The sequence below is a fragment of the Luedemannella flava genome (assembly GCF_039528515.1).
Taxonomy (GTDB): domain Bacteria; phylum Actinomycetota; class Actinomycetes; order Mycobacteriales; family Micromonosporaceae; genus Luedemannella; species Luedemannella flava.
In genome coordinates this window covers 14163-36945 of sequence record NZ_BAAALT010000048.1, presented here as the reverse complement: position 1 = coordinate 36945, position 22783 = coordinate 14163, and the positions used below count along the sequence as shown (strand labels likewise).

The window sequence follows — 22783 nt, the reverse complement described above, 5'->3', positions numbered from 1 at the left end:
TTTGCACGCGGGCGGAGCGGCGGTGGCGGGTCAGGTGTCGGACATGGCGGCGGTGATGGCGGTGCGGGTGGCGCGGCGGGCCGGGAGGATGCCCGCGAGCATGGCCGCCAGTGTCGCCAGGGCGACGTAGCCGGCCAGTTGGAGCGCGGGGATCTCCGGGCGGCCGTGGCCGTAGGTCGTGATGAGGCTGTCCGCCGTGACCCAGCCGGCGCCGATGCCGAAGCCCACCCCCAGCAGGGCCGCGACCAGGCCCATGAGGAGCGCCTCCAGGAGGAAGACGCGGCGCAGCTGACCGGCGCCCAGGCCCAGGGCGCGCAGCGTCGCCGACTCGCGGGTGCGCTCCAGAATGGACAGCGCCAGGGTGCTCATGATGCCCAGGATCGCGATGATCGTCGAGATGCTCAGCAGGCCCGCGAACTGGGACAGCCGCTTGTTGAGCTCCTTGTCCAGTGCCGCCTTGCGCTCCGCCCGCGACTCCACGCTCACCAGCGGGTACCTGTCGAGGACCGCGTCGAGCGCCGCGTGCGCCGCGTCGACCGTGCTCGCCTCGGCCCGCCGGATCAGGATCTCGTCGCCCGCCACCCTGCCGAACTGGTCGTCCAGCTCCGACCACGTCACCAGCGCGTCGCCCCGGGTCGGCGCGTCGTCGTAGACCGCCACGATCCGCCGCGCCGGCCCCGGCGCGTCCCAGGCGCTCACGTCCACGTCGTCGCCGACGCCCAGGCCCGTCTCGTAGGCCAGGCTCCGGCGGATCGCGACCGTGCCCTGCCCGAGGTCCGCGAGGCTGCCCTCCATCACCTCGACCGTGCCCGCCAGGTCCGGGTCGGCCGGGTCGATCGCCGACACGATCGTCTGGTACCCGTTCGCCCGGGCCGGGGCCGTGCGGGTCCGCGCCACCAGACCCATCTCGGGCCGGGCCGCGAGATCCTCCACGATCGCGTCGGGCAACACCGAACTTCCCGAGTACGGGATGGGATCGACGACGAAGTCGATCGGGAAGTTCTCCGCCAGCTCCCGTTCGCCCTGCACCCGCGCGGTCGCGAGAACGACCGTGAACATCGACATGAGCGCGATGCCGATCATCAGCGCCGTCGTGTTGGCCGCCGCGCGACCCGGGTTGCGGGTAGCCGCCGAGCTCGCCAGCCGCGCGGTGATGCCGAACAGCCGACCCGGCAGCCAGCCGACCAGCGCGGTCAACCGCCCGATGACCAGCGGCAGCAGCACCACGATGCCGACGAAGCAGGCCATCGCGCCGGCCAGGATCACCGGCGTGCCGTTGAACCCCATGCCCGGCCTCCGGCCCGCGGCCATGAGCGCGAGCCCGACCAGCCCGAAGCCGACGCTGCCGACGAGCCGCGCCGCGACCACGAACCGGCTCCGGCCGGCCGCGCGCAGCCCGGGGCCGTCCCGCAGCGCCGCCAGCGGTGAGATCCGGCTCGCGGCCAGGGCCGGCAGCGTGCCGGCGGCGACCGCCGTGAGCGCGCCGACGAACAGCCCGGCCGCGATCGTGCCGGGCCGCACCACCAGCGCGTGGTCGGGCACCGCGTCGCCGAACAGGTCGCGGCCCAGGATCAGCAGCCGGCCGACCCCGGCGCTGAGCGCGAGCCCGGCCGCCGACGCGACCAGGCCCACCACCGACGACTCGGCCAGCACCAGCGCGAAGATCTGTTTACGGGAGGCGCCCACGCAGCGCAGCAGAGCCAGCTGCCGGGTGCGCTGGGCGACCAGGATCGTGAACGTGTTGCGGACGACCAGGCATGACACCACGAGGGCCACGAGGGCAGCCGCCAGCAACGTGCTGAGCAGCCCTTCGGAGTACTTCGCGGCCTCCCGGGCGAGCTGCCACCGCAGGGCGTCCCCGGCGAACACGCGGTACTCGCCGGACCCGACCGCGGCCCGCACCCGCCGGGTCAGCTCGTCCGGGTCGACCCCCGGCTGGGCGGTCGCCACGATCTCGGCGTAGTCGTGCGGTTCCACCAGCGCGGTCAGGTCCGCCTCGCCCAGCCCGACGACCGTGAACCAGGCGAACGGCACGCTCGCGCCGTAGTCCACGACGGCGGTGAGCCGCAGGTCGTGGTGCCTGCCGTCGGTGTCGACAACGGTGAACGTCCCGCCCGGGCGCAACCCGAGGCGGTTCACGGTCGACTCGTCGAGCGCCGCTTCGCCGCGCGCCGTCGGCACCGTCCCGGCCACCAGGCGGTACATCGCCAGCTCGGGCGTGCTGGGCAGCGACACCGCCAGGCCGACGAAGCCCTCGGTCGCGATGACCCGGCCGTTGCGGCCCAGCACGCCGAGCGGCCCGCTGCGCCGCCCGTCCACGTGGGCCACGCCGGGCACGTTCCGGACGGCGTCGAGCACCGACGCGTCCACCCGGCGATCGAACCCGTACCCGGCGCCCCCACGCGGCTCCACGGCCACGTCCACGTTCGCGGCGGGACGGGCCAGGTCGACGAAGAACGCGGCCTCGGCGGTGTCACGGTAGATCAGGGTGCCGGCGAGGAAGCTGACGCCGAGGGCGATGGCGAGGCTGGTGAGGAGGGTCCGAAGCTTATGGGTGCGCAGCCCGGCCAGTGCGACGGCGATCATCACCCGCCAGCATGCCCGCGGCCGCGCGGCCCGTGACGCGCTGTGTCCGCCTGCCGACAGGCGTACTCAGGCAATTGGCGCGCGGACCGGAAGCAGGCCGCGGAGATTTCGTAGCGGCCCGCAAGCAGGCCGCTACCCGCCTCCGCAATCAAGGGCGGTGACGGGCAGCGGGTCTGGGTGGATCTCTCGATTGTGTGCGTGCCCGCCGTTCTGGGCGGGCGGACCGTCACCGGCCGGCGAGCAGCCGGACCAGGGCGGCGTCGATGTCGAGGTGCTCGGTCTCGTGGCCCCGGGGGACGACCACGTAGGTGCGCCGCAGGAAGCGGACCAGCACGCTGCGGGGAACCTCGAAGAGGGCATTGCCGTCGGGGGAGGAGAGCGCGAGCGCGACATAGTCGCCGCGCGGCGTGGCCCACGGCCACACGCGCACGTCGCCGATGCCGGCCGGCTCGTCGAGCCCGGTCACGAGCAGTTCCCGGGCGAAGGACCAGCTGACCGTCTCGCCGCTGGTTGACTCCGCGTGGAACAGCACGTGGACGGCGTAGGGGTCGGCCGGGTCGTAGCGCAGGCTGGCCCGAACCGGCATCGCGGTGGCGTCAGGCGCGACGAGCCGCAGCGATGTCTCGACCTCAACGGTCGTTGGACGAATAGCACTCATGGACGTACTCCCCCCGGCACCGCTGCGTGGCGGCTTGCGTCCCACGCAATTCCCATACTCAGGTGATACTCCTCAACACGCTCCGTCATCAGCCGATCTCACCTAGTAGTGGGAAGAACATTCGAAAGATCATGCTGGTCTGTGCCTGTAATGGACTTACTGTCCGATTTCTAGAGGTCGCCGGGGGCCGACCGGTGATGCCGGGCGGTCCTGTGTCGTCCCACTCCGCTAACGTCGATGCGGTGGCGGGAGTGACGGACGATGCGAAACGATGCTGACGGGAACACGACGCGTGACGACGCGTCGCCGACGACTGTCTCGGTCGTTGATTCGGACCCGCCCGCGGAGGACGATTCCATGATCGAAAAGGTGCACCGCATCACCAAGAAGATCGTGATCGCGATCGCGGGCGGTGTCATCGTGGCGGGCGGCCTGGCCCTCGTCCCGCTACCCGGCCCCGGCTGGCTCATCGTCCTCGCCGGCCTCGGCGTCTGGGCCATCGAGTTCCACTGGGCCCGCCGCCTGCTCACCTTCACCCGCGCCCAGCTGCACCGCTGGTGGCAGTGGATCGGCCGCCAACCCTGGTGGATGAAGGCCCTCGTCGGCCTCGCCACCGCGGCCCTGGTCGCCGGCATCGTGGCACTCTCCCTGTGGGTCGGTCTCGGCCGCGACCGCCTGAGCCAGATCTGGGAGTACCTGCGCCAGTAGGCGGATCCGGCTCGCCGGAGCGGTACCGAGTCGCGCCGGCGCGGGGCGGTCAGGTACAGTCTTGGCGTCCCGGGCGATTAGCTCAGCGGGAGAGCGCTTCGTTCACACCGAAGAGGTCACTGGTTCGATCCCAGTATCGCCCACCGCAAATATACAGGTCAAGTAGCCCGTTACCACGATTGTGGTAACGGGCTTTTGCGTTGTTGCCCCTTACGTTGGGAGCAGATTGGGAGCACAAGATCATCTAGCTTTGGGTGCGCTTGTGAGGTTGGCGAACGGGTCGGGGCGACGCCGCCTTGGCGTCGCCCCGACCCGTTGTGGTTGGTGGTCAGGCTGCGGCGTGTAGATGCCGTACAACGGCGAGACCGCCGCCGCGACGGCAACGCCGACCCCGACGTTCGAACAGGTCATCGTCGACGGCGTCGTCGAGGAAGGCGAGGAGGCCGGCTGCCTGATGCTGCGACCGTCCGGCAGGTCGAGCAACTCTGACGGTCAGGCGTTCTGGGCCTGCCGTTCCTCCTTGCTGGCGCGGTCTGCCAAACCCGTTGCGGTGCGGACGAGATCGGCGACGGCCCGGGAGCGGCTGTGCGCGGGCCAGGCGAGAACGGTGGTGACGTGGGGCGCGTCGGTCAACGGAATAGCGGCGTGCGCGCTCCACAGCCAGGACCGCGACGAGGCGCAGAGAACGGCCACCGTCTGTCCCAGGGCGACAAGCTGGGCAAGTTGGAACGAGTCGCGGATCTCAGGCCCCGGCCCCGGTTCGTACGTGCCGTCGTGGCGGGGCCAGCGGGCGACCGGTAGGTCGGATTCGCCACGGATGTCGGCCATGGACAGGCGGGTTCGGGCGGCAAGCGGATGGCCGGCGGGGAGGATGGCCACCTGTTCCTCCGTCAGGAGATCCTCGGTATCCAACCCGGACAGGTCATCGAACGGCCGTTGCATGAGCGCCACGTCGGCTCGGCCGTCCCTGAGCATCCGCGCCTGCTCGCCCACCCCGCACAGCGTGACCTCGACGTCGGTGCTGTGGGCGTCCAGAAGCCTCCGGAGCAGTTCATGGTTCGCGCCCGCCTTCGTCGCCAATGCCAGCCGTTGGGTGGGGGAGGCGGCGCGCCGGGTACGGCGGGCGGCCGCGATGGTGCCGGCGAGGATCACGCGGGCCTCCTCCAGCAGGACCTGCCCGGCGTGGGTGAGCGCGACGCCGCGGCGGTCGCGGTCGAACAGGGCAACGCCGAGGCGCCGCTCAAGCTGCTGGATCGCCCGCGACAGCGGCGGTTGGGCGATGCCCAGGCGCTCGGCTGCCCGACTGAAATGCAGCTCCTCGGCGACGGTCACGAAGTACCTGAGTTCGCGGATCTCCAGCGTGTCCACCGTTCGACGATACTGCGGTGATACCGGCCGGGTATCACAGCGCACTGCATCGGTGTAAGGGAAGCGCCAGCCGGCGAGACAGCATCGGCGACATGACTGACACGAAGACCGCGCTGGTCACCGGCGCGAACAAGGGAATCGGTTACGAGATCGCGGCCGGGCTGGGCGCCCGCGGGTACCGGGTCGCGGTGGGGGCACGCGACCAGGCTAGGGGAGAGGCAGCCGTGAAGCAGTTGCGTGACGCCGGCGTGGACGCGTTCGTGGTACCGCTGGACGTGACCAGCGACCGCGGCGTAGCCGAGGCCGCGCACCTGCTCGACCGCCTCGATGTGCTGGTCAACAACGCCGGGATCGCCGGACCGATGGGGCCCGACTGGGCACAGGACCCGACCACCCTCGACCTCGACGTCGTCCGAGCGGTGGTGGACACCAACGTGTACGGCGTGATCCGGGTGACGAACGCGATGCTTCCGCTGCTGCGACGTTCGGCGTCGCCCCGCATCGTCAACGTCTCCAGCAGCGTCGGGTCCCTGGCCTGGCAGGCCGACCCCACCGTCGAGGTTGGCCCGATCATGGCCGTGTACGCGCCGACGAAGTCGTATCTCAACGCCATCACGGTGCACTACGCGCGGCAGTTCGCCGGGACCGGTATCCTCATCAACGCCGTCTGCCCGGGCCTGGTGGCGACGGACTTCACCGGCTTCTTCGGACGGCCGCCGCAGGAGGGCGCGGCCGCCGCGATCCGGCTCGCCACCCTGCCCGACGACGGCCCGACCGGGACGTTCAGCAACGACGACGGCGTCATCCCCTGGTGACGGACTCGACGATCTTCGCTGCCCGCTGGACGTCGGCGGTGACGGCCTGGCGGATCTGAGCCGGCTTGCGGCTGCCGGTCAGGTATTTGCGCAGCGCCCGCCCCTGAATGTCCCACAGTCCGATGAGGGCGGTCGCGGCGATCCGTGGCTCGGGTCGTCCGGCCGCCACTCGGACCGGGCGGCGATGGCTTCGGAGGCCACCGTGATGAGGAGGTCCATCATGTCGCGCTGATGGGCGCGTAACGACGGTGTGGCTCGGATCAGGTCCGAGCACGTGCGACCCGGCGCCGTGGTCATCGGCGCCGGCGTTCGCTACGCCGGCCGTCGCCTGCTGCCCGACGTCAACGAGTCCTGCGCCGCGGCCGCCTCCGCAATCACCCACGCGTCGGCGGAGTCGGCCCCACCACCGTCGCGATGCTGCTGCACAACGCCGTGGCAACCGTCGAACGTGCGACCTCGTAGCGGCTCGATCGGCCTCTCCATTCAGCTCCGGTGTGCGACGCGCAGTCCGCACCGTGTGGGAGCAGATTGGGAGCAGCGGGCCGCTCCCAACGGCGCTGCACCGAGCCCAACAGGCGTGACCTGCGCTGAACGGCGTTGCCGTGTTCGCAGGCAGTTGCAGAGTCGCTGGTCAGCGGCTTGCGGACCGTTCGTTCACACTGAAGAATCCGCACCTTTCGATGTTAGATCGAGATCCGTGAGTATTTCCTCGTCAATGTGCACGCGCTATGACCTGCGGTAATGCCCAGCTGAATCTACATCCCTTACCTTGGGAGCAGATTTGGGAGCAGCCCTGGCTCGTAACTGGACAGTCCGAAGAGGTCAAGCAGCAAGATCGGTTGCCTCGGCTTGACCTGCCGATCCATGGCGGAAGTCGGGATTGAGAGCGCTTCGCCAACTCCGAAGCGGTCAAGTTTGTGATCATCCACGTGGCAAGGACGCCGAAGAGGTCAACGGTGTTGTTTGGCCCGGCTACGAGGGGGACTTCGTCACCCCCGGTCCGGCATGGCGCTTGCCATGCCGCTCGCCGGCGATGGAGCGGTCGCGGCTACATGCCCAGTCTAGATGGGTTCCGCCCAACGCTATATGTAGTACGTTGAGGGCGCTGATCATACAATTTGTGGGAGCGGACCGTGAAGTTTGAGATAAACAACGAGGGCCTGCGCAACGCGGCCAGGCAGGCCACCATCAACTGGGTCGGCCAGATCCAGCCGGTGCTCGACGGGGTCTACGAGTCGCACAAGGGCAAGCCAGTCGATGATGTTCGAGCCGCGCTCGACACCGCTGGCGTGCCGGACACGCTCCACGACCGGGCCAGTGCGGCGATCAGTAGCGGTAAGCGTTTCGTCCTTGAGGCGGGCGAGCCGGAGAGCTGACCTGCCCGGTGCGAGCGACAGCCGGAGCGTCTGGACCGAAGCCTGGCCGGGCTGCGGTCCTACTGCAAATGAAACAAGTAGCCGATGAGAGTGAACCTGCCGGAAGAGCGGCGCTATAACGGCGAGCCAGTCGGTCAGAAGATGTAGAAAGTGTAGTTGTAGGGACGGCCTCGTTCGTAGATGGCACGCAACCGTGGCTGCCTGACCTCGGGCAGTCGGGCCAGGACGCTGAGGAAGATCTGGCCGTCCGGCTCGAACCGGTAACCTGGGAGCAGTGCCGGCAGGGCCTCTGGTGGGATCGGGACTGACCGCCCGACCGGCTTCGTGGCTCGGTGGAACGCGAGGTGCCGCCAGGCGTCCCAGGCCAACGGGACGGGCTTCACCGGCGGGGCCACCGGCCAGAGTTCGCCGGTCTGCGGATGTTCTGGGATAAGGGCGAAGTCGCCGTCGGCGTCTGGAAGGCCGGGCCCGGCCAGGACCAGGGTGCGCGCCGGCCCCGTTCCGGCCGGGCCGATGAGACGGTCGAGAGTGGGCCGGAAGATCTCGGCGACCTGGTGATCGGGGATCAGGATCGGGTCGCCGCCCGAGGCTGCCAGCAAGTGTGCCAGCGCCGAGGCTGCGGCGGCCGCCCACATCGGGTGCCAGCCGCCGCCCGGTTCGGACGGCGGGATACCGAGCCGCTGGTCGATCAGGTCCGCCCAGTCGAGCCCCGGGTGCGGGCCGTGACCGTCCTCGATCACGCGGGTGGTCAGCGGGTCCAGCCAGATCGCCTGCCGCAGACCACAGTCGTCGATCCGGATGCCTACCGGCGTGCCGCAGGTGACGCAGACCATGTTGGGCTCGCCGCCGTCGAGGCCACAGCATCCGGAGTCACCGACCCGCGACAGGTCGATGACGGCACCGCGGGCGTCGCCTGGGGCGAGCAACACCCGGCCGACCGGCCCGGCGGAGATGCTGAACCTCGGCGCGTACCAGCCGAGCGCCTCGGCCTCACCGGCTTCGAGTTCGCCCCACCGGCGCCATGGCGAACCAGAGGGCAGCGGATTCACCGCAAACGTGCCGGGCTCCAGTGCCGGGGCGAGCGATCCCGGCCCGTTCCCGTACTTCTGATCCGCGTGGACGGGCAATGCCACCCTCGACACCGGGACCGTCAGAGTGGCATCGCAGCGCCTGCAGCCGAAAACCGTCATGTGTTCCCCTCGCATCGATTGGGTTCCTACAGGTCGATGACCTCTCCGCAGGAAGCGAACCGGACGAGCCCGTCGTGCATCCTCGTCAGGAACTCCCGCAGGTCCTCTGCGGCCGGCCCGTAACGGGACCATCCCTGTGGCGGGGTGTACGTCCCGCCGACAATCGCACTCGACGGCAGCCGCACCACGCGGGGGCCTGCGGCGCCCGTAAGTGCGTACGAGGTGCCGCCGCCGTCACTGCCGAATACGACAACCTCGGTCGGTGGGTCTCCCGCAATCGCGCCCGGCTCGCGGACGCGGCGGGTTGTTACGACATGGTCGGGAGGATGGATGAAGTACCCGTTGCCAATGTCGGGCAGGCTCACCTCGTCCGTGACCTGGTACAGCGTGAGCAGGTCGTCATCGAGGTTCAGGTCGGTCAGGACATCCGCGAGCATGGTGAGGTCGGTCCCTGTGGCCGCCGGCGTAAGCAGGTTGTCCCCGGGCGGGTAGCCGAACCGGTCCTCGAACACATCGAGCAGGCCGGTCAGGGTGTCGGTCATGGCCGCGGACCAACGCGCCGCAAATGCGGTATCCAGGGCGGTCATGCCGGGAAGATCCGTACCTCGTAGGACGGGTGGTTGGCCGGTTCCTCCCGGTAGCTGATGCGGCTGATCTGGCAGTCGTTGACGAACACCGCAACATCAGCCAGGTCGCCGAGGTGGGTCAGGTCGATCAGCGTGCGTGACTTGTCCTGCAGGACGTCAGCGATGCCACCGAGGTAGTTCGTCGCGTCGGCGGGCGGGCGGCGCGGGCCACGCAGGACCACGTCCAAGCCGACCGGCCCAGCGAACGGTGCCCAACCGGTAGGAAGAACAGTGCCCGCTGCGCGGAGCAGGGCGACTACCCGATCGGCCAGCCGATGGTTGGCGGCGAACATCGAGCGGGCCTCGTTCTTCTGCGGCGGCCAGCCGTCCACGTCGAACCTGATCCCGTCGTCCACCGCATTCTCCCCTTGTCTGCACGTCGCCCAGTGCGGGCGTGGTCCCACGTTATGCCTGACCCGGATCGACACCGCCACCTGCCATGCAGCACCTCGAGCACGGCCCTCTCCGTAGTCTGGCGTGCCCACCGCCTCGAAGTTCGCCAGGTGGCTCGGCCACCGCGGCACGCGGATCCTCGCCTATGACTGATGCAAATGTCGCCCGCCAGGGCCGCTGACATACTGCGATGTCATGAGCGTCGATGAGTTCTGGGACGTGGTGGAGAGGGCTCGGGAGTCCGCGACCAACCCTGCGGATGGGGAGGCCGTCGCCGAACAGGCCCTGATGCTGCTGGCGGCGATGCCGGCGGGGATGATCGCGCGGATGGCGCAGCCGCTGTGGGATCTGCGCGCGCGGTCATACCGGTGGGAGCTATGGCAGGCGGCGTACTTGATCAACGGTGGTTGCTCCGACGACGGCTTCGAGTACTTCCGTGGTTGGCTGCTCACCCAGGGCCGCGAGACGTTTGAGCGAGCGGTGGCGGATCCGGACACTCTCGCCGATCTGCCGATCGTGCAGCGTCTCGCGGTCGCCGACGAGGGTGATCTTGAGTGCGAGTCGATGTACGGCGTGGTGTGGGACGCCTACCGGGCCGTGACCGGCAGCATGGAGTTGCCCCGCGCGACGACGCCGACGTGGTCAGGCGACGTCTGCCGAAGCTCGCCGCGCTGTTCCTGGTTGAGGTCTGACCGCAGGTCTTCGTTGAGGTCCGGCCTGCCGGGGAACCTCAGGCTGTCGCCGACGCGCGAAACTGACCCCCTGGCGGCCGATTTGGCGGCCTGGCCATTTGTCTGGAGGTTGGACATGATGGGACGTCGTGGATCACAAAGGATGGGAACGCGTACTGGCTGACGCCGCCGGGCGCTCCGAGCTGTATGAGCGGTGGGTTCAGGGCCTTGCCCACAACTGCGCTGCGTCTGCCGCGGTGCTACGGCGGATAATCACTGTTCAGGACCGCCTGACCTATCCTCGAATCTGGCTTACATCGATCAGCGTCGACGCAGGAGCCTTCGCCGAGCTCGCCGCGCATCCCGATGTCGACGTCCGATGCGCGCTCGCCGAGAACGAGCACGTAGACATCGAGACGCTGGCGGTACTCGCTGCCGACGCGGATCCCCGCGTCCGGCTCGTCGCCGTTGTGATGGCCAACGACCGCGGACTGACATTCCCCCCGCCCCTCGTAGCGCGACTCGAGACCGACGACGCCAGCCGCCGGGTCCGCGCAGAGGCCCACACCCAGGCATCGCGGCTCGGTGCGGCCTCGGTTGTCGCGCCATCGCCCTCGGAACTGGAGGTCGCGGCGCCACCTGAGCCTCCTACGCCGTCGGCACCGGAACTGTCCAGCGCTGAGGCCCGCATGCTGACCACCAGCCCGGACCGAGACGTACGTTCCCGCGCGGCCTGGAACCCACAGGTTCCGCGCGCCCTCGCGCTCCGGCTGGCCGACGACCCGGACGACACCGTCCGGCTACGGCTCTCCCTGCGCGAGGACCTCTCCGATGAGCAACGCCAGGCCATCGCCTACGTCGTTCCCGCCGGCCACCACGAGAGCCCGCCATGGATCAAAAACCTGGAAACGGATGCCCAGGCCCTCATCCGCCTGGCCTCCTCCCCGCACGTCCTGATCCGCCGCAGCGTCGCGCGGTTCCGGCACCTGCCAACCGAGGCGGTCGCTCTACTCGCCGATGACAAAGACTTCTTCGTCAAGCTCACACTCTGTCAAAACTGCGCCGACGCACCGCACGAGCTCGTCATCGAGATGTACGCGTGGTGGCACGGCAAGACCGCATGGTTCCTCACGCGCCACCCGAACTTCGATCGCCCCGGCTTTGCCAAGTACTCCCGACACGTCAACCATCTACTCCGGCTCCTCTCACTGAGGGACCCGCAACTGCCCGTCGACGAAGTCGTCCGCTTGGCCGCGGACCCCTACACCCGCACCGCAGCCCTGCGCGATGCTCGCATGCCGACTGCCGACCTGCAGAAAGCGCTCCTGGACGATTTCGATGCGCGCGCGGCTGCGGGGAACCCGACGCTACCGGCCACGGTGATGCACGCGCTGCTCGACCTAGCCGAAGTCCCCCAGGACCCAGTCACCCAACCATCAGCCACGGCCACCCCTGTCAGCAGCTCCTGACCAACAGCGACTCGCCAGAGGGCTGCCGGACTAAGCTCGTTGCAACACGAGTGACTATGGCCGTATCGGTGCAGCGGTTCTCCGATAGATCGGTGGTGACGTCCCGACAGCCGGCGGGCCGCTTGGCAGCGCGACCCTCACCGGTGCGCGATCAACCTCAGTCGTGGCTCAACCGGACATCCACTTCGCGATCCACGTAGGCCCACTCTGGCGTGGCGCGGAGCGAGGCCACCAGCTCTTCGAACGCGTCCGCCTCGGCTGGGGCGAACTCGAACCAGGTCAGGAAATCAAAGGGCTCACCCAGGTCGCGGCTGTGGTGCAGCCGTCGCGCCACTGCGGGCAGATACCTCAGACCGATGGCGATGTGCCGCGACCGCTCCTCGAGGATCTCGCGCCGCTCGTCCTGCGCCAGATCCCACCACGCCTGCGTCTTTCGGATCGGGATCAGCGCGGCCCGTGTCGACGGCGCCCGACCCAGTCCTTCCTGGCGGGCGACCAGAGCCGTGCGCTCGGCGACGGTGGTGTAGCGCAGGTTACTTATAGTCCCGCGCAGGCTCCACACGCCCGGCTCGGCCGCAGTAGCTCCCTCGCTGACCGACAGCGCTACCGCGATCGGCAGGACTTCACCGACAACGGGCCGCACCGAATCAATACGCCACGGCCCGGACAGGCCGGCGGTGAAGGAGACAGTGAGCGGGGCAGCCATAGCCGGCAACGCTAACCGCATCAGGTGACGTTCAAGTTTCGTGATTGCGATGGGGTGTTCGACGGCACCGGAGCGCCGATGAGCCTCTCCCGATTAGTTCTGGTCCTCGTCCAAGTGCCCTGGGATCCTTCATGACTCATCGGCCGGACCGTAGGGCTGACTCCGCAGGCGCCGCGTAGAGGTTCTCGAAACGTTCCCGGGTCAGGAACGCGAGCTGGGCGCGCTTGTCCGGCATCTCGATCTCCTCATCGAAGCTGAAGCCGGACAGCGTGAGCCGCCGCAGGGCCAGGTGGTTGCGGACGTCCGGCTCCACGACGAGGCGCGTGGCGGCTGGATCGCGGAAGAGGAACCGGGCCAGGGCGGCGCCGACGGCGACGGTGAGGCCGCTGGGCGGTCGCTTGCCGGGCGCCATCAGCAGGTGCATGCCGACGTCGCCGGGCTTGACCGGGTAGCGTTCGCCCACTGGGTCGGCGTCGGGCTCGTAGCTCTGGAATAGCCCGATCGGGCGGTCGTCCAGCCGCACCAGGAAGGCGTGGTGGGTCGGCAGGCCGTCGACGAACTCGTAAGTCTCGCGTACGTCGTCAACGGAGTGGTCGAGCATGCCCCAGAACGCCGCCCGCCGCTGGGTGACCCAGCCGTGCACGAGCCCGGCGTCGGAGGCCGGGTCGAGCACCGTCAGGGTGAGCCGGCCGAGGCCGGGCAGCTGCTCCTCGAAAACCATGGCGTGGTCCTCCTCGAATGGCGGCGGGTCGGTGGGGACGGTGGCGGTCGGCAGTGGGACGAGCGCGCCGGACGTCCATAGTGGAAGCTGGTCGGCGAAGTGTGGGTCGGCGGCGTTGCCGGCGGCGCCGAACGGCACGACCCAGCCGCCAGCGGCGCGGTCGCCGAGATCCCAGACGTAACGGGCGACCGGTCCCCGCCAGCAGGCGTCGGACACCCCGGGGACGCTCGACGTGGCGAGCACGGCGTCGTTGTCGCCCGCCAGGCGTACCTGTTCGCGCATGCCAGCCACCGCCGCCGCGACAGCCGGGTGGACGCCGAGGTGGATGGGGTGCAGCAGGTGCCGCTCGCCCCAGGTGCAGGGATCGGGGCCGGCGGCGACCTCTTCCAGGGCCTCCGCCCCGGCAGGCGCGGCGTCGACGCCGAGGCGAAGCAGGCCGGCGACGACGCCGTCGAGAGCGAGGCCGATGCGGGTCGCCGGGTCGGTCCACGGTGAGAACAGCTCGTCGTAGCGGGACGGGGCGCGAAGCGGGGCGAGGGCCGGGTGCGCGCCCAGCCGCCGGGCGAGCGCCGCGCGCCAGGCCGCGAAGGCGCCGGCGTCGGCGCTGTCCGCGGCCATGCGGCGGTCCCAGGCGAGAAGCCGATGGCGCAGCCGGACGGCGGCGGGGCTGAGGTCCCAGGTGGAAAGCCGGTCGAGGAGGCCGCGCAGGGTCGCATTCGGAACGTGGGTGTCCACGTGGACGATCGGCGCCGGGGTGCCCTCGGCGAGCAGGTCCCGGATGCGGGCCGCCCGGTGGGGCGGGCAGAAGTCGGCGCCGAGCTCGGCGACGTCGCCGGGTCGGCGGTCGTTGGCGTGGACGGCCACGCCAACGACCTCGGAGGCCGGCATGGAGGCTACGGCCGGCGCCCAGCGGAACCGGGGATCCCAGGCGGGCACGGGCTCCCGCCGGCAGCGCTCGTCACGGACAGGGACGCGGCCGGCCACCAGTTGCCGCACGGCGCCGGTGGAGTCGGCCACGAGCACGCTGTTGACCGGTTCGACCCAATGGCGCAGGGCGGCGGCGACGTCGTCGACCCGGCGGGCACGCAGCAGCGGCAGCAGGGCGTCGAAGCCGAGGTCGCCGTCGACCCGGGCGGGGGTGCGGAGGCTGAGCCCTGCCCCCGAACCACGGTCGGTGTCGATGACCGGCCCTCGCGCGGTTTCGAGGATCTCGACGGTCTCCGAGTGGGCGTCGCGTACCGCGATGTGTTCGACAGTGCGGGCGACGGGTGCCCAGCCGGTGGGTTCCCGGGCCTCGACGAGGTCGCCCCGGCGGCGCAGTTCCTCCAGGTAGAGGTCCTGGTAGTCGGCCATGGCGTTGGTGATTGCCCAGGCCACCGATCCGGCGTGGCCGAAGTGGGGCAGGCCCGGCACCCCGGGGAAGGCGAACCCGACCACGTCGAACTCCGGGCAGCTCAGCCGGGTCTGCTGGTAGATGCCGGGCAGTTCGAGCAGGCGGTGCGGGTCGCCGGCGATGAGGGCCGGCCGCCCGGTGCCGGGGTCGCCGGCGACGGCCCAGGCGTTGCTGCCCGACCCGGCCGGCCCTTCGAACGCGAACAGGTCCACCGCGTCGGGGCCGAGGGTGGCGGTGACGTGGGCGCGCCACAGCTTGTTGGGGAACGTGCCGAACAGCACGTGCTGCACGAGGAACACGCCGAGCGGCGACCACGGCCGCCAGCGGTCCGGGGCGCACCCGAGGGCCTCGAACTCGGAGGCGCGGGGTCCGGGCCCGGCGAGCGCGGCGTTGACACCATCCACATAGGACTTGATCCACCGCCGGGTCCGTGGGGACAGGCGGGCAAAACAGCGCCGCGCCGTGTCGTCGAGCCGGGCCCGGCGGGAGAAGCGGTCCCAGGGCAGTTCGCCCGCGCCTACGTGCTCGGCGAGTCGCCCCTCGGATCGCCACTTCTCGACCTGGATCTGCCAGGCCCGATCGGTGGCGGCGGAATAGCCCTGCAGGTACGCGACATCGTCAGCCGAGTTGCCCCGCACATGAGGAATCCCCCATCCATCCAGGACGATGGTGCCCCTATTCATTCCGCCCCCGCTTAGGTTAGGCTGCCCTGACTTAGGCTGACCTTAGTGGAGGGGTGCGTGAAGCGGAACTGGGAGGCCCTGGTGCTCAAGGCGCTCGGTGGCCGGGACTTCCGGCTGACCGTGCTGAGCACAGAGGAGGTCGGCCAGCACTACCGTCGGTTACGCGTCAACGGCGGCGGTCTACTCGAGAGCTGCGAACTTCATCCCACCATGTGGATCCGGCTCTGGTTCGACAACGACGGTCGACCGCATCAGCGGGCCTACACCCTCGTCGACCCTGATCCGGCGTCCGGCCGGTTCAGCCTGGAGTTCGCGCTCCACGACGGGTGCGCGGCCAGGTGGGCCACCACCGCCGCGCCGGGTGCCACCATCCTCGCGACCGTGCAGGGCAGCGGCTTCCACTGGCCGCAACCGTCCCCGCCCCACGTCTACGTGGTCGGCGACGCGGCGTCCCTGCCGGCCGTCAACAGCGTCCTCGACGCGGCGGGGGAGACCGCCGCGACTGTGTGGCTGGAGTACGCCCACGAGGGCGAGCAGGCGCTGCCCGTGCGCGTCCGGCCGCAGGACTCGCTGACCTGGCTGCCCCGCGAGGACGACGGTCGCCTGCTCGTGCGCACCGTCGAGGCCGCCCTGCCCAGCGCCGAGGACGCCTTCTACTGGGTGGCCGCCGAGGCCGCCAGCACCCGCGCGCTCGCCCGGCATCTGCGCAAGTCCCTCGGCATCGACAAGCATCGGATGTCCGTCCTGGGCTACTGGAGCGCCACGTGAGCCGTCGCTACGCCACGCTGTTCAAGCTCTATGTCACGCAGTACGTGGGCGTGGGTTTTATCACGATCGGACTGGTCGCGATCCTCCGCGACGGCGGGACGCCGCTGGAGACGCTCGGTGCGCTCACCCTCATCGGACTGATCTGGCCGTTGAAGGTGCTGTGGGCACCACTGCTTGACCGGTTCGGCTCGCGTACCCGCGGCCATTACCGTTCGTGGTTGCTGGTCCTGCAGACAGGTCTCGTGCTCACCCTGCTCGCGCTCCTGCCGTTCGATCCGCCCGGCGAGCGCCTCGGCGCCGTTGTACTGGTGTGCGCCGCCTATGTGTTGCTCTCCGCGACCCAGGACATCGCCGTGGACGCCATCGCGGTGCGGCTGCTCGCGGAGGCGGAGCGCGGTGCCGGCAACGGGGTGCAGCTCGCGGGCGTCTCGCTGGGCACGGTGCTGGGCGGTGGGGTCTGCCTCGTCGCCTACGACCGGGCCGGCTGGCCGGCGGCCGTGGTGCTGATGGCGGCGCTGACCGCGGCCGGCCTGGTCACGGCGTGGCGGTTCCGGGAGCCGGGACGGGTGGACCGGCTCGACCGCACCCGCACGGCATATCGGGCGCTGCTTTCAGTGTTCCGCCAGCCCGGCTGTCGACCGTGGACCTTCGGTGTGGTGACGCTGCTCTATGTGGGTTCGGGCGCGGCGTGGGCTCTGGTGACCCCCGCCCTGGTGGACGCCGGCTGGTCGCAGGCGCGCATCGGTGTGGTCACCGGCGTCGTGGTCAGCGTCCCGGCCGTGGCGGCGGGCCTGGTGGCCGGCGGTTTCGTCAGCCGGCTGGGGCGCGGGAGCGTGCTGATGGTCGCCGGCGGACTGCTCGTGCTGTCCACCGTGGGCCTGCTCCCGCTGCTCGGCGGGCGCGCCCCCGTCGTCGCGACGGCGGCGGCGCTGTGCGCGTTCATGGCGGCCTACACCGCCGTCAACGTGGTCGTCTACACGGTCAACATGGGCTACTCACGGCCCGGCACCGGCGGCACGGACTTCACGATGCTCTCCTCGGTGGGGCTCGCGGTGTCCTTCGTGGCCTCCTCCGCCGGCCTCTACGCGGCGGCCTGGGTGGGCTACCCGGCGGTGGCCCTAGCCGCGATCGTGCTCGTCGCCGCCGGTGGTCTCCTCGGGATGCGGCACCTGCGCCGCTTTGGACCGCCCGCCGCCGTCGCGGAGCGCTCTGCTGCGGCGAGCATCGATCCTCGTGAACCGGCAGCACCGGCTGTCGCCCTGGACGGCCTCCGCTCGCTCTGACCGATGCCTTGTCCCGCTGTCGATCACCCGCCCGGGACGTGTCCCGCCAGCCGAAGGAATCTGATGTCGCCTCTCGCCGCCCGCGCGCACCTGCTCACCAACGCCACGGCCGACCGCTACCGGCAGACGCTGGTGGACGGCGTCCACCGGGTCGCCACCCAGATCGCCACCACCGACCGGCCATTTACCGGGATCACGCCGGACCACCTCGGGCTGGAGGTCGCCGGAGTCGATCTGGACCAGCCCTTGGGCGATCCGCTCGCCGTGCTGGACGAGCTGCAGGATGTCTACCTCCGCGACGCGGTCTACTTCCACCACCCGCGCTACCTGGCCCACCTCAACTGCCCGGTGGTGATCCCGGCGGTGCTCGGCGAGGCGGTCCTGTCGGCGATCAACTCCTCCATGGACACCTGGGACCAGAGCGCGGGCGGCACTCTCATCGAGTGGCGCCTGGTGGACTGGACGGCCGAGCGGATCGGCTTCGGCCCGGCGGCGGACGGCGTCTTCACCAGCGGTGGCAGCCAGTCCAACCTCCAGGCGCTGCTGCTTGCCCGGGAGGAGGCGCTGGCCGCGTCGGCTCTGCCCCGGGCCGAGGCGCTGCCGCGGCTGCGCATCCTCGCCTCGGCCGCCGGGCATTTCAGCGTGCAGAAGTCGGCGAAGCTGCTCGGTCTCGCGCCCGACGCGGTCGTCAGCGTCACGGTCGACGCCGACCGGCGGATGCGCCCGGCGGCGCTGGACCGCGAGCTGGCCCGCTGTCGCGAGCGTGGCGACATCGTGATGGCCGTCGTCGCCACCGCCGGCACCACCGACTTCGGCTCCATCGACCCGCTGCCGGCGATCGCGGACCGCTGCGTGACGGCGAACGTGTGGCTGCACGTCGACGCCGCGTACGGCTGTGGTCTGCTCGTGTCCGCCACCCGGCGGCACCTGCTCGACGGCATCGAGCGTGCCGATTCCGTGACCGTCGACTTCCACAAGTCGTTCTTCCAGCCGGTCAGCTCCAGCGCCCTGATCGCGCGGGACGGGCGGACCCTGCGGCACGCCACCTACCACGCCGACTACCTGAACCCGGCGCGCATGGTGGAGCAGCGCGTCCCCAACCAGGTGGACAAGAGCCTGCAGACCACCCGCCGGTTCGACGCGCTGAAGCTGTGGATGACGCTGCGCATCATGGGCGCGGACGCGATCGGCGAACTGTTCGACGACGTCGTCTACCGGGCTGCCGCCGCGTGGGACATGCTCAGTGAGGATCCGCGCTTCGAGGTGGTCACCCGGTCGCCGCTGAGCACCGTGGTCTTCCGCTACCTGCCGACCGGGCCGGGCCGGGTGCACGCCGACGCCGCCAACCTGCACGCCCGCCAGGCCCTCGCCGCCTCCGGCGCCGCGGTGGTGGCCGGCACGAAAGTCGACGGCCGGCACTTCCTGAAGTTCACCCTGCTCAACCCCGAGACCACCGTCGACGACATCGCCACTGTGCTGGAGCTCATCGCCGGGCACGCGGGCGGGTATGTCGACCGGGCCACCGCCCCCCTGCTGGCCTGCACCGCCTGACCGCTGGAGGCACCGTGCACACCTACGACGTCATCGGCATCGGCCTCGGCCCTTACAACCTGGGCCTCGCCTGCCTCATCGAACCCATCGACGAGCTGGACGGGCTGTTCCTGGAGGCCCGGCCGCAGGCGGAGTTCGCCTGGCATCCGGGCATGATGCTCGACGCCACCCACCTGCAGACGCCGTTCATGTCGGACCTGGTCACGCTCGCTGACCCGACCTCGCCCTACTCGTTCCTCAACTACCTTAAGGAGACGGGCCGGCTCTACCCGTTCTATATCCGGGAGAGCTTCTACCCGCTGCGTAGCGAGTACAGCAACTACTGCCGGTGGGCGGCCGAGCGGCTGAGCACTGTGCGGTTCGGGCAGGCGGTCACCGAGGTACGGTACGACGCCGCCGGCGACACCTATGCGGTCCACATCGGACATGAGGTGGCCTACCGGGCGCGGCACCTCGTGATCGGCACCGGGACGCCGCCGCAGGTGCCACCGGCGTGCGCGGGCCTCGGCGGCGACGTGCTGCACAACTCTCGGTATCTGGAGCACCGGGACGCGCTGCGGCGCAAGCGCAGCATCACGGTGATCGGCAGCGGCCAGAGCGCCGCCGAGATCTACCGTGACCTGTTGGGTGACAGCGACGCCTACGGGTACGAGCTCAACTGGGTCACCCGGTCGCCCCGGTTCTTCCCACTGGAATACACGAAGCTCACGCTGGAGATCACCTCTCCGGACTACGTGGACTATTTCCATGCGTTGCCGGAGCCGACCCGCTACCGGCTGGAGGCCGGGCAGAAGGGCCTTTTCAAGGGCATCAACGGCGATCTCATCAACGAGATCTACGACATGCTCTACGCCAAGAGCGTCGACCGGCCCGTGCTGACCCGGCTGCTGACCAACACAGCCCTTGGCAGCGCCGAACACGACCCGGCGACCGGCACCTACACCCTCGGCCTGCGCAACGAGGAACAGGAACGGGACTTCTCCCTGACGACCGAAGGGCTGGTCCTCGCCACCGGGTACCGGTTCACCCCACCGGCCTTCCTGGAGCCGGTCCGCGACCGCCTCCGGTGGGACGGGCACGGCCGCCTCGACGTGGCCCGCAACTACAGCGTCGACGTCACCGGCCGAGGCGTGTTCCTACAGAACGGAGGTACCCACACGCACAGCATCACCTCGCCCGACCTGGGCATGGGCGCCTACCGCAACTCGTGGATCATCCGGGAGCTGCTCGGGCGGGAGTACTACCCGATCGAGAAGTGCATCGCGTTCCAGGACTTCGGCGTCCCGTCCCGAGCGACCGCATGATCTTTCGTCGGGGCGAGTTCGCGCTGCGCGAGCTGGATATCGACGCCGACGCCGCGCTGCTGCACCGCTGGGTCACGCATCCCAAGGCGGTGTACTGGCTGATGCAGGACGCCGACGTGGCGGCGGTGGCGGCCGAGTACCGGCGCATCGGCGAGCACCCCCACCACGACGCCTATCTCGGCCTGCACCGCGGCGAGCCCGCCTTCCTGGCCGAACGGTACGACCCGCGCCACGTGGAGCTGGTCGGCCTGTTCGACGCCCGGCAGGGCGACGTGGGCATGCACTTCCTGACCGCGCCGACCGATACCCCCATACGCGGCTTCACCCGCGCCGTCATCACCACCGTGATGGCCTGGCTGTTCAGCGACTCCGCGACCCGCCGCGTCGTGGTGGAGCCGGACGTACGCAATACGGCGGTACACGCCCTTAACGCCGCGGTCGGGTTCACCGTGCTCGGTCCGATCGCCAAGCCGGAGAAAGCCGCGCTGCTGAGCGTGTGCACCCGCGAGCAGTTCCTCGACGCCACGGGAGTACCCATGACCACCGCCGCCACCGGAGACCGTGCATGAACCTCGCCGCCACCGCCCACCTGGACCCGGCTCACTGGGCCCGCGCCAACCGGCTGCTGGTCCGCAAGGCGCTCGCGGAGTTCAGCCACGAACGACTGCTCACCCCGCAGGCCGACGGCGACCGGTACGTGGTCCACAGCGACGACGGCACCGTCGAATACCGCTTCGCCGCGACGATGCGCGCCCTCGACACATGGCAGATCGACCCGGAGACCATCACCCGGCACCGCGACGGCGAGCCGCTTCCGCTCGACGCCGTGGACCTGTGCCTGGAACTGCGCCGAACCCTCGGGCTGCGCGACGAGATCCTTCCCGTCTACCTGGAGGAGATCACCGCGACGCTGTCGGGCAGCGCGTACACGCTGAGCCGGCGCGCGGCCTGCGCCCACGACCTGGCCGGCGCCGACTTCCAGGCCATCGAGGCCGGGATGACGGAGGGGCACCCCGGCTTCGTCGCCAACAAGGGCCGCATCGGCTTCGGCGTCGACGACTACCACCGGTACGCCCCCGAGGTCGCGGCGCCGGTGCGGCTGGTGTGGCTCGCCGCGCACCGCGACCACTCCACGTTCACGTGCACCACCGACACCGACTACGACCGGCACATGCGGGCGGAGCTCGGTGACGAGACGCTGGCCGCGTTCACCGCCGCACTGGCCGATCTAGACCTGGACCCCGCCGACTATCTGCTCTTCCCGGTCCACCCGTGGCAGTGGTGGAACAAGCTGTCGGTCACGTTCGCCGGGGAGCTGGCGGCCCGGCGGCTTGTCTGCCTGGGCCGAGGGCCGGACGAATACCTGGCGCAGCAGTCGATCCGGACGTTCTTCAACGCCTCCGACCCGAGCCGGCACTACGTCAAGACGGCGATCTCGGTGCTCAACATGGGCTTCATGCGAGGGCTGTCCGCCGCCTACATGGCGGGCACGCCCGCCATCAACGAGTGGTTGGCCGGGCTGATCGCCGGCGACGACGTGTTCAAGGCGACCGGCCTCACCATCCTGCGCGAGCGGGCCGCGATCGGCTACCGGCACCGGCAGCTCGAGGCGGCCACTGACCGGCATTCGCCCTACCGCAAGATGCTCGCGGCGCTGTGGCGGGAGAGTCCGGTGCCCGGGTTGGCCCCCGGTGAGCGGCTGGCCACCATGGCGTCGCTGCTGCACGTCGACGAGCAGGGGCACGCGCTGGCGGCGGCGCTGATCGAACGGTCGGGGCTCGCGCCCGCGGACTGGCTGCGCCGCTACCTCGACGCCTACCTCACGCCGCTGCTGCACAGCTTCTACGCCTACGACCTCGCGTTCATGCCGCACGGCGAGAACGTGATCCTCGTCCTCAACGACGACGTGGTGAGTCGAGTGATCTTCAAGGACATCGCCGAGGAGATCGTGGTGATGGACGCGCACATGCCGCTTCCGCCGGAGGTCGAGCGGATCCGCGCCCACGTGCCGGAGCACATGCGGCTGCTATCCATCTTCACCGACGTGTTCGATGGCTTCCTGCGCTACCTCAACGCGATCCTGGCCGACCGGGACGTGCTGACCGAAGCGCAGTTCTGGGCCGCGGTCGCGGCGTGTGTCAACGACTACCGGGCCAGCGTGCCGCACCTCGCCGAGCGGTTCGCCCGGTACGACATCTTCGCCCCGGACTTCGCGCTGTCCTGCCTGAACCGGTTGCAGCTGCGGGACAACCGCCAGATGGTCGACCTCGCTGACCCCTCCGCGGCGCTGCAACTGGTCGGGACTCTGCGCAACCCGCTCGCGGTGCACTCCCCGTGACCGCCGCGCCGCCGGTGGCTCATCCTCACGGTGCTCTGCCTCGTCGAACTCACTTCCGCGACGTCTCCGTACTCACCCCGAGCTTCGTCGCAACCGACGTGATCGCCGCCCACTCAGTCTCATGATGAGGACGGGCCTCGCCAACCAGACGGATCGCCCGCGCGCGGACGTCCGGC

19 protein-coding genes, 1 tRNA gene and 3 pseudogenes are annotated in these 22783 nt (G+C 70.1%); 13 read left to right on the top strand and 10 right to left on the bottom strand.

Annotated features, from left to right (window positions below):
- Positions 1 to 30: 30 nt before the first annotated feature.
- Both ABD211_RS09640 and ABD211_RS09635 read right to left on the bottom strand, forming a co-directional pair.
- A complete protein-coding gene (locus ABD211_RS09640; protein WP_344128488.1) occupies positions 31 to 2586 on the bottom strand; it encodes an ABC transporter permease in 2556 nt (851 codons plus the stop codon).
- A gap of 226 nt (positions 2587 to 2812) precedes the next feature.
- Positions 2813 to 3244, bottom strand: coding sequence for an SsgA family sporulation/cell division regulator (locus tag ABD211_RS09635; protein ID WP_344128486.1), 432 nt, complete (start codon positions 3242 to 3244; stop codon positions 2813 to 2815).
- A 357-nt stretch (positions 3245 to 3601) separates the two neighbouring features.
- Between ABD211_RS09635 and ABD211_RS09630 the strand changes: the two genes are divergently transcribed.
- Positions 3602 to 3952, top strand: a complete 351-nt coding sequence (locus ABD211_RS09630; RefSeq protein WP_344128484.1) for a PGPGW domain-containing protein — start codon at positions 3602 to 3604, stop codon at positions 3950 to 3952.
- Positions 3953 to 4023: 71 nt separating this feature from the next.
- Positions 4024 to 4095, top strand: a tRNA-Val gene (locus ABD211_RS09625).
- 349 nt (positions 4096 to 4444) lie between these two features.
- Here the strand turns inward: ABD211_RS09625 and ABD211_RS09620 are convergent.
- Positions 4445 to 5311: a LysR family transcriptional regulator gene (locus ABD211_RS09620; RefSeq protein ID WP_344128506.1), complete on the bottom strand. Its 867-nt coding sequence runs from the start codon at positions 5309 to 5311 to the stop codon at positions 4445 to 4447.
- Positions 5312 to 5412: 101 nt separating this feature from the next.
- Between ABD211_RS09620 and ABD211_RS09615 the strand changes: the two genes are divergently transcribed.
- A complete protein-coding gene (locus ABD211_RS09615; RefSeq protein WP_344128482.1) occupies positions 5413 to 6135 on the top strand; it encodes an SDR family oxidoreductase in 723 nt (240 codons plus the stop codon).
- Here the strand turns inward: ABD211_RS09615 and ABD211_RS09610 are convergent.
- The gene (locus ABD211_RS09610; RefSeq protein WP_344128480.1) at positions 6122 to 6304 is read right to left on the bottom strand and encodes a hypothetical protein; all 183 of its coding nucleotides are present in this window, start codon (positions 6302 to 6304) and stop codon (positions 6122 to 6124) included. The genes ABD211_RS09615 and ABD211_RS09610 overlap by 14 nt on opposite strands.
- A gap of 90 nt (positions 6305 to 6394) precedes the next feature.
- Between ABD211_RS09610 and ABD211_RS09605 the strand changes: the two are divergent.
- Positions 6395 to 6597, top strand: a pseudogene (locus ABD211_RS09605) (bifunctional 5,10-methylenetetrahydrofolate dehydrogenase/5,10-methenyltetrahydrofolate cyclohydrolase); the annotation flags it as partial.
- A 671-nt stretch (positions 6598 to 7268) separates the two neighbouring features.
- Complete coding sequence (locus ABD211_RS09600; RefSeq protein ID WP_344128478.1) at positions 7269 to 7511, top strand: hypothetical protein; 243 nt, start codon at positions 7269 to 7271, stop codon at positions 7509 to 7511.
- Between the two features lie 134 nt (positions 7512 to 7645).
- Here ABD211_RS09600 and ABD211_RS09595 read toward each other — a convergent pair whose 3' ends face one another.
- Genes ABD211_RS09595 through ABD211_RS09585 form a run of 3 tightly spaced genes read right to left on the bottom strand, consistent with a single transcriptional unit; the run spans position 7646 to position 9683 of the window.
- On the bottom strand, positions 7646 to 8701 hold the full coding sequence (locus ABD211_RS09595) for a hypothetical protein (protein ID WP_344128476.1): 1056 nt from the start codon (positions 8699 to 8701) through the stop codon (positions 7646 to 7648).
- Between the two features lie 26 nt (positions 8702 to 8727).
- A complete protein-coding gene (locus ABD211_RS09590; RefSeq protein WP_344128474.1) occupies positions 8728 to 9243 on the bottom strand; it encodes a hypothetical protein in 516 nt (171 codons plus the stop codon).
- Between the two features lie 41 nt (positions 9244 to 9284).
- Positions 9285 to 9683, bottom strand: coding sequence for a RusA family crossover junction endodeoxyribonuclease (locus ABD211_RS09585; RefSeq protein WP_344128472.1), 399 nt, complete (start codon positions 9681 to 9683; stop codon positions 9285 to 9287).
- Between the two features lie 232 nt (positions 9684 to 9915).
- On the opposite strand from ABD211_RS09585, the pseudogene ABD211_RS09580 reads away from it, so the two are divergent.
- Both ABD211_RS09580 and ABD211_RS09575 read left to right on the top strand, forming a co-directional pair.
- A pseudogene (locus tag ABD211_RS09580) lies at positions 9916 to 10412 on the top strand (DUF4240 domain-containing protein).
- Positions 10413 to 10540: 128 nt separating this feature from the next.
- The gene (locus tag ABD211_RS09575; RefSeq protein ID WP_344128470.1) at positions 10541 to 11860 is read left to right on the top strand and encodes a hypothetical protein; all 1320 of its coding nucleotides are present in this window, start codon (positions 10541 to 10543) and stop codon (positions 11858 to 11860) included.
- Positions 11861 to 12017: 157 nt separating this feature from the next.
- Here the strand turns inward: ABD211_RS09575 and ABD211_RS09570 are convergent, their stop codons facing one another.
- From ABD211_RS09570 to ABD211_RS09560, 3 genes and pseudogenes are all read right to left on the bottom strand, one after another.
- A complete protein-coding gene (locus tag ABD211_RS09570; protein WP_344128469.1) occupies positions 12018 to 12566 on the bottom strand; it encodes a chlorite dismutase family protein in 549 nt (182 codons plus the stop codon).
- A 136-nt stretch (positions 12567 to 12702) separates the two neighbouring features.
- Entirely contained in the window at positions 12703 to 13287 is a 585-nt protein-coding gene (locus tag ABD211_RS09565; protein ID WP_344128504.1) for a GNAT family N-acetyltransferase, read from the bottom strand.
- 57 nt (positions 13288 to 13344) lie between these two features.
- Positions 13345 to 15363, bottom strand: a pseudogene (locus ABD211_RS09560) (penicillin acylase family protein); the annotation flags it as partial.
- A gap of 57 nt (positions 15364 to 15420) precedes the next feature.
- On the opposite strand from ABD211_RS09560, the gene ABD211_RS09555 reads away from it, so the two are divergent.
- The 6 genes from ABD211_RS09555 (at position 15421) to ABD211_RS09530 (ending at position 22607) form a co-directional block, all read left to right on the top strand.
- A complete protein-coding gene (locus ABD211_RS09555) occupies positions 15421 to 16131 on the top strand; it encodes a siderophore-interacting protein (RefSeq protein WP_344128467.1) in 711 nt (236 codons plus the stop codon).
- Positions 16128 to 17414: an MFS transporter gene (locus tag ABD211_RS09550; RefSeq protein ID WP_344128465.1), complete on the top strand. Its 1287-nt coding sequence runs from the start codon at positions 16128 to 16130 to the stop codon at positions 17412 to 17414. Before ABD211_RS09555 ends, ABD211_RS09550 begins: the two co-directional genes overlap by 4 nt.
- Before the next feature lie 63 nt (positions 17415 to 17477).
- The gene (locus ABD211_RS09545; protein WP_344128463.1) at positions 17478 to 18965 is read left to right on the top strand and encodes a pyridoxal phosphate-dependent decarboxylase family protein; all 1488 of its coding nucleotides are present in this window, start codon (positions 17478 to 17480) and stop codon (positions 18963 to 18965) included.
- Positions 18966 to 18979: 14 nt separating this feature from the next.
- Positions 18980 to 20269, top strand: a complete 1290-nt coding sequence (locus ABD211_RS09540) for a lysine N(6)-hydroxylase/L-ornithine N(5)-oxygenase family protein (protein ID WP_344128461.1) — start codon at positions 18980 to 18982, stop codon at positions 20267 to 20269.
- Positions 20266 to 20838 carry a GNAT family N-acetyltransferase gene (locus ABD211_RS09535; protein ID WP_344128459.1) on the top strand — a complete coding sequence of 191 codons (573 nt, stop codon included), beginning with the start codon at positions 20266 to 20268 and terminating at the stop codon, positions 20836 to 20838. Before ABD211_RS09540 ends, ABD211_RS09535 begins: the two co-directional genes overlap by 4 nt.
- Positions 20835 to 22607, top strand: coding sequence for an IucA/IucC family protein (locus ABD211_RS09530; protein ID WP_344128457.1), 1773 nt, complete (start codon positions 20835 to 20837; stop codon positions 22605 to 22607). Before ABD211_RS09535 ends, ABD211_RS09530 begins: the two co-directional genes overlap by 4 nt.
- Positions 22608 to 22783 lie beyond the last annotated feature (176 nt).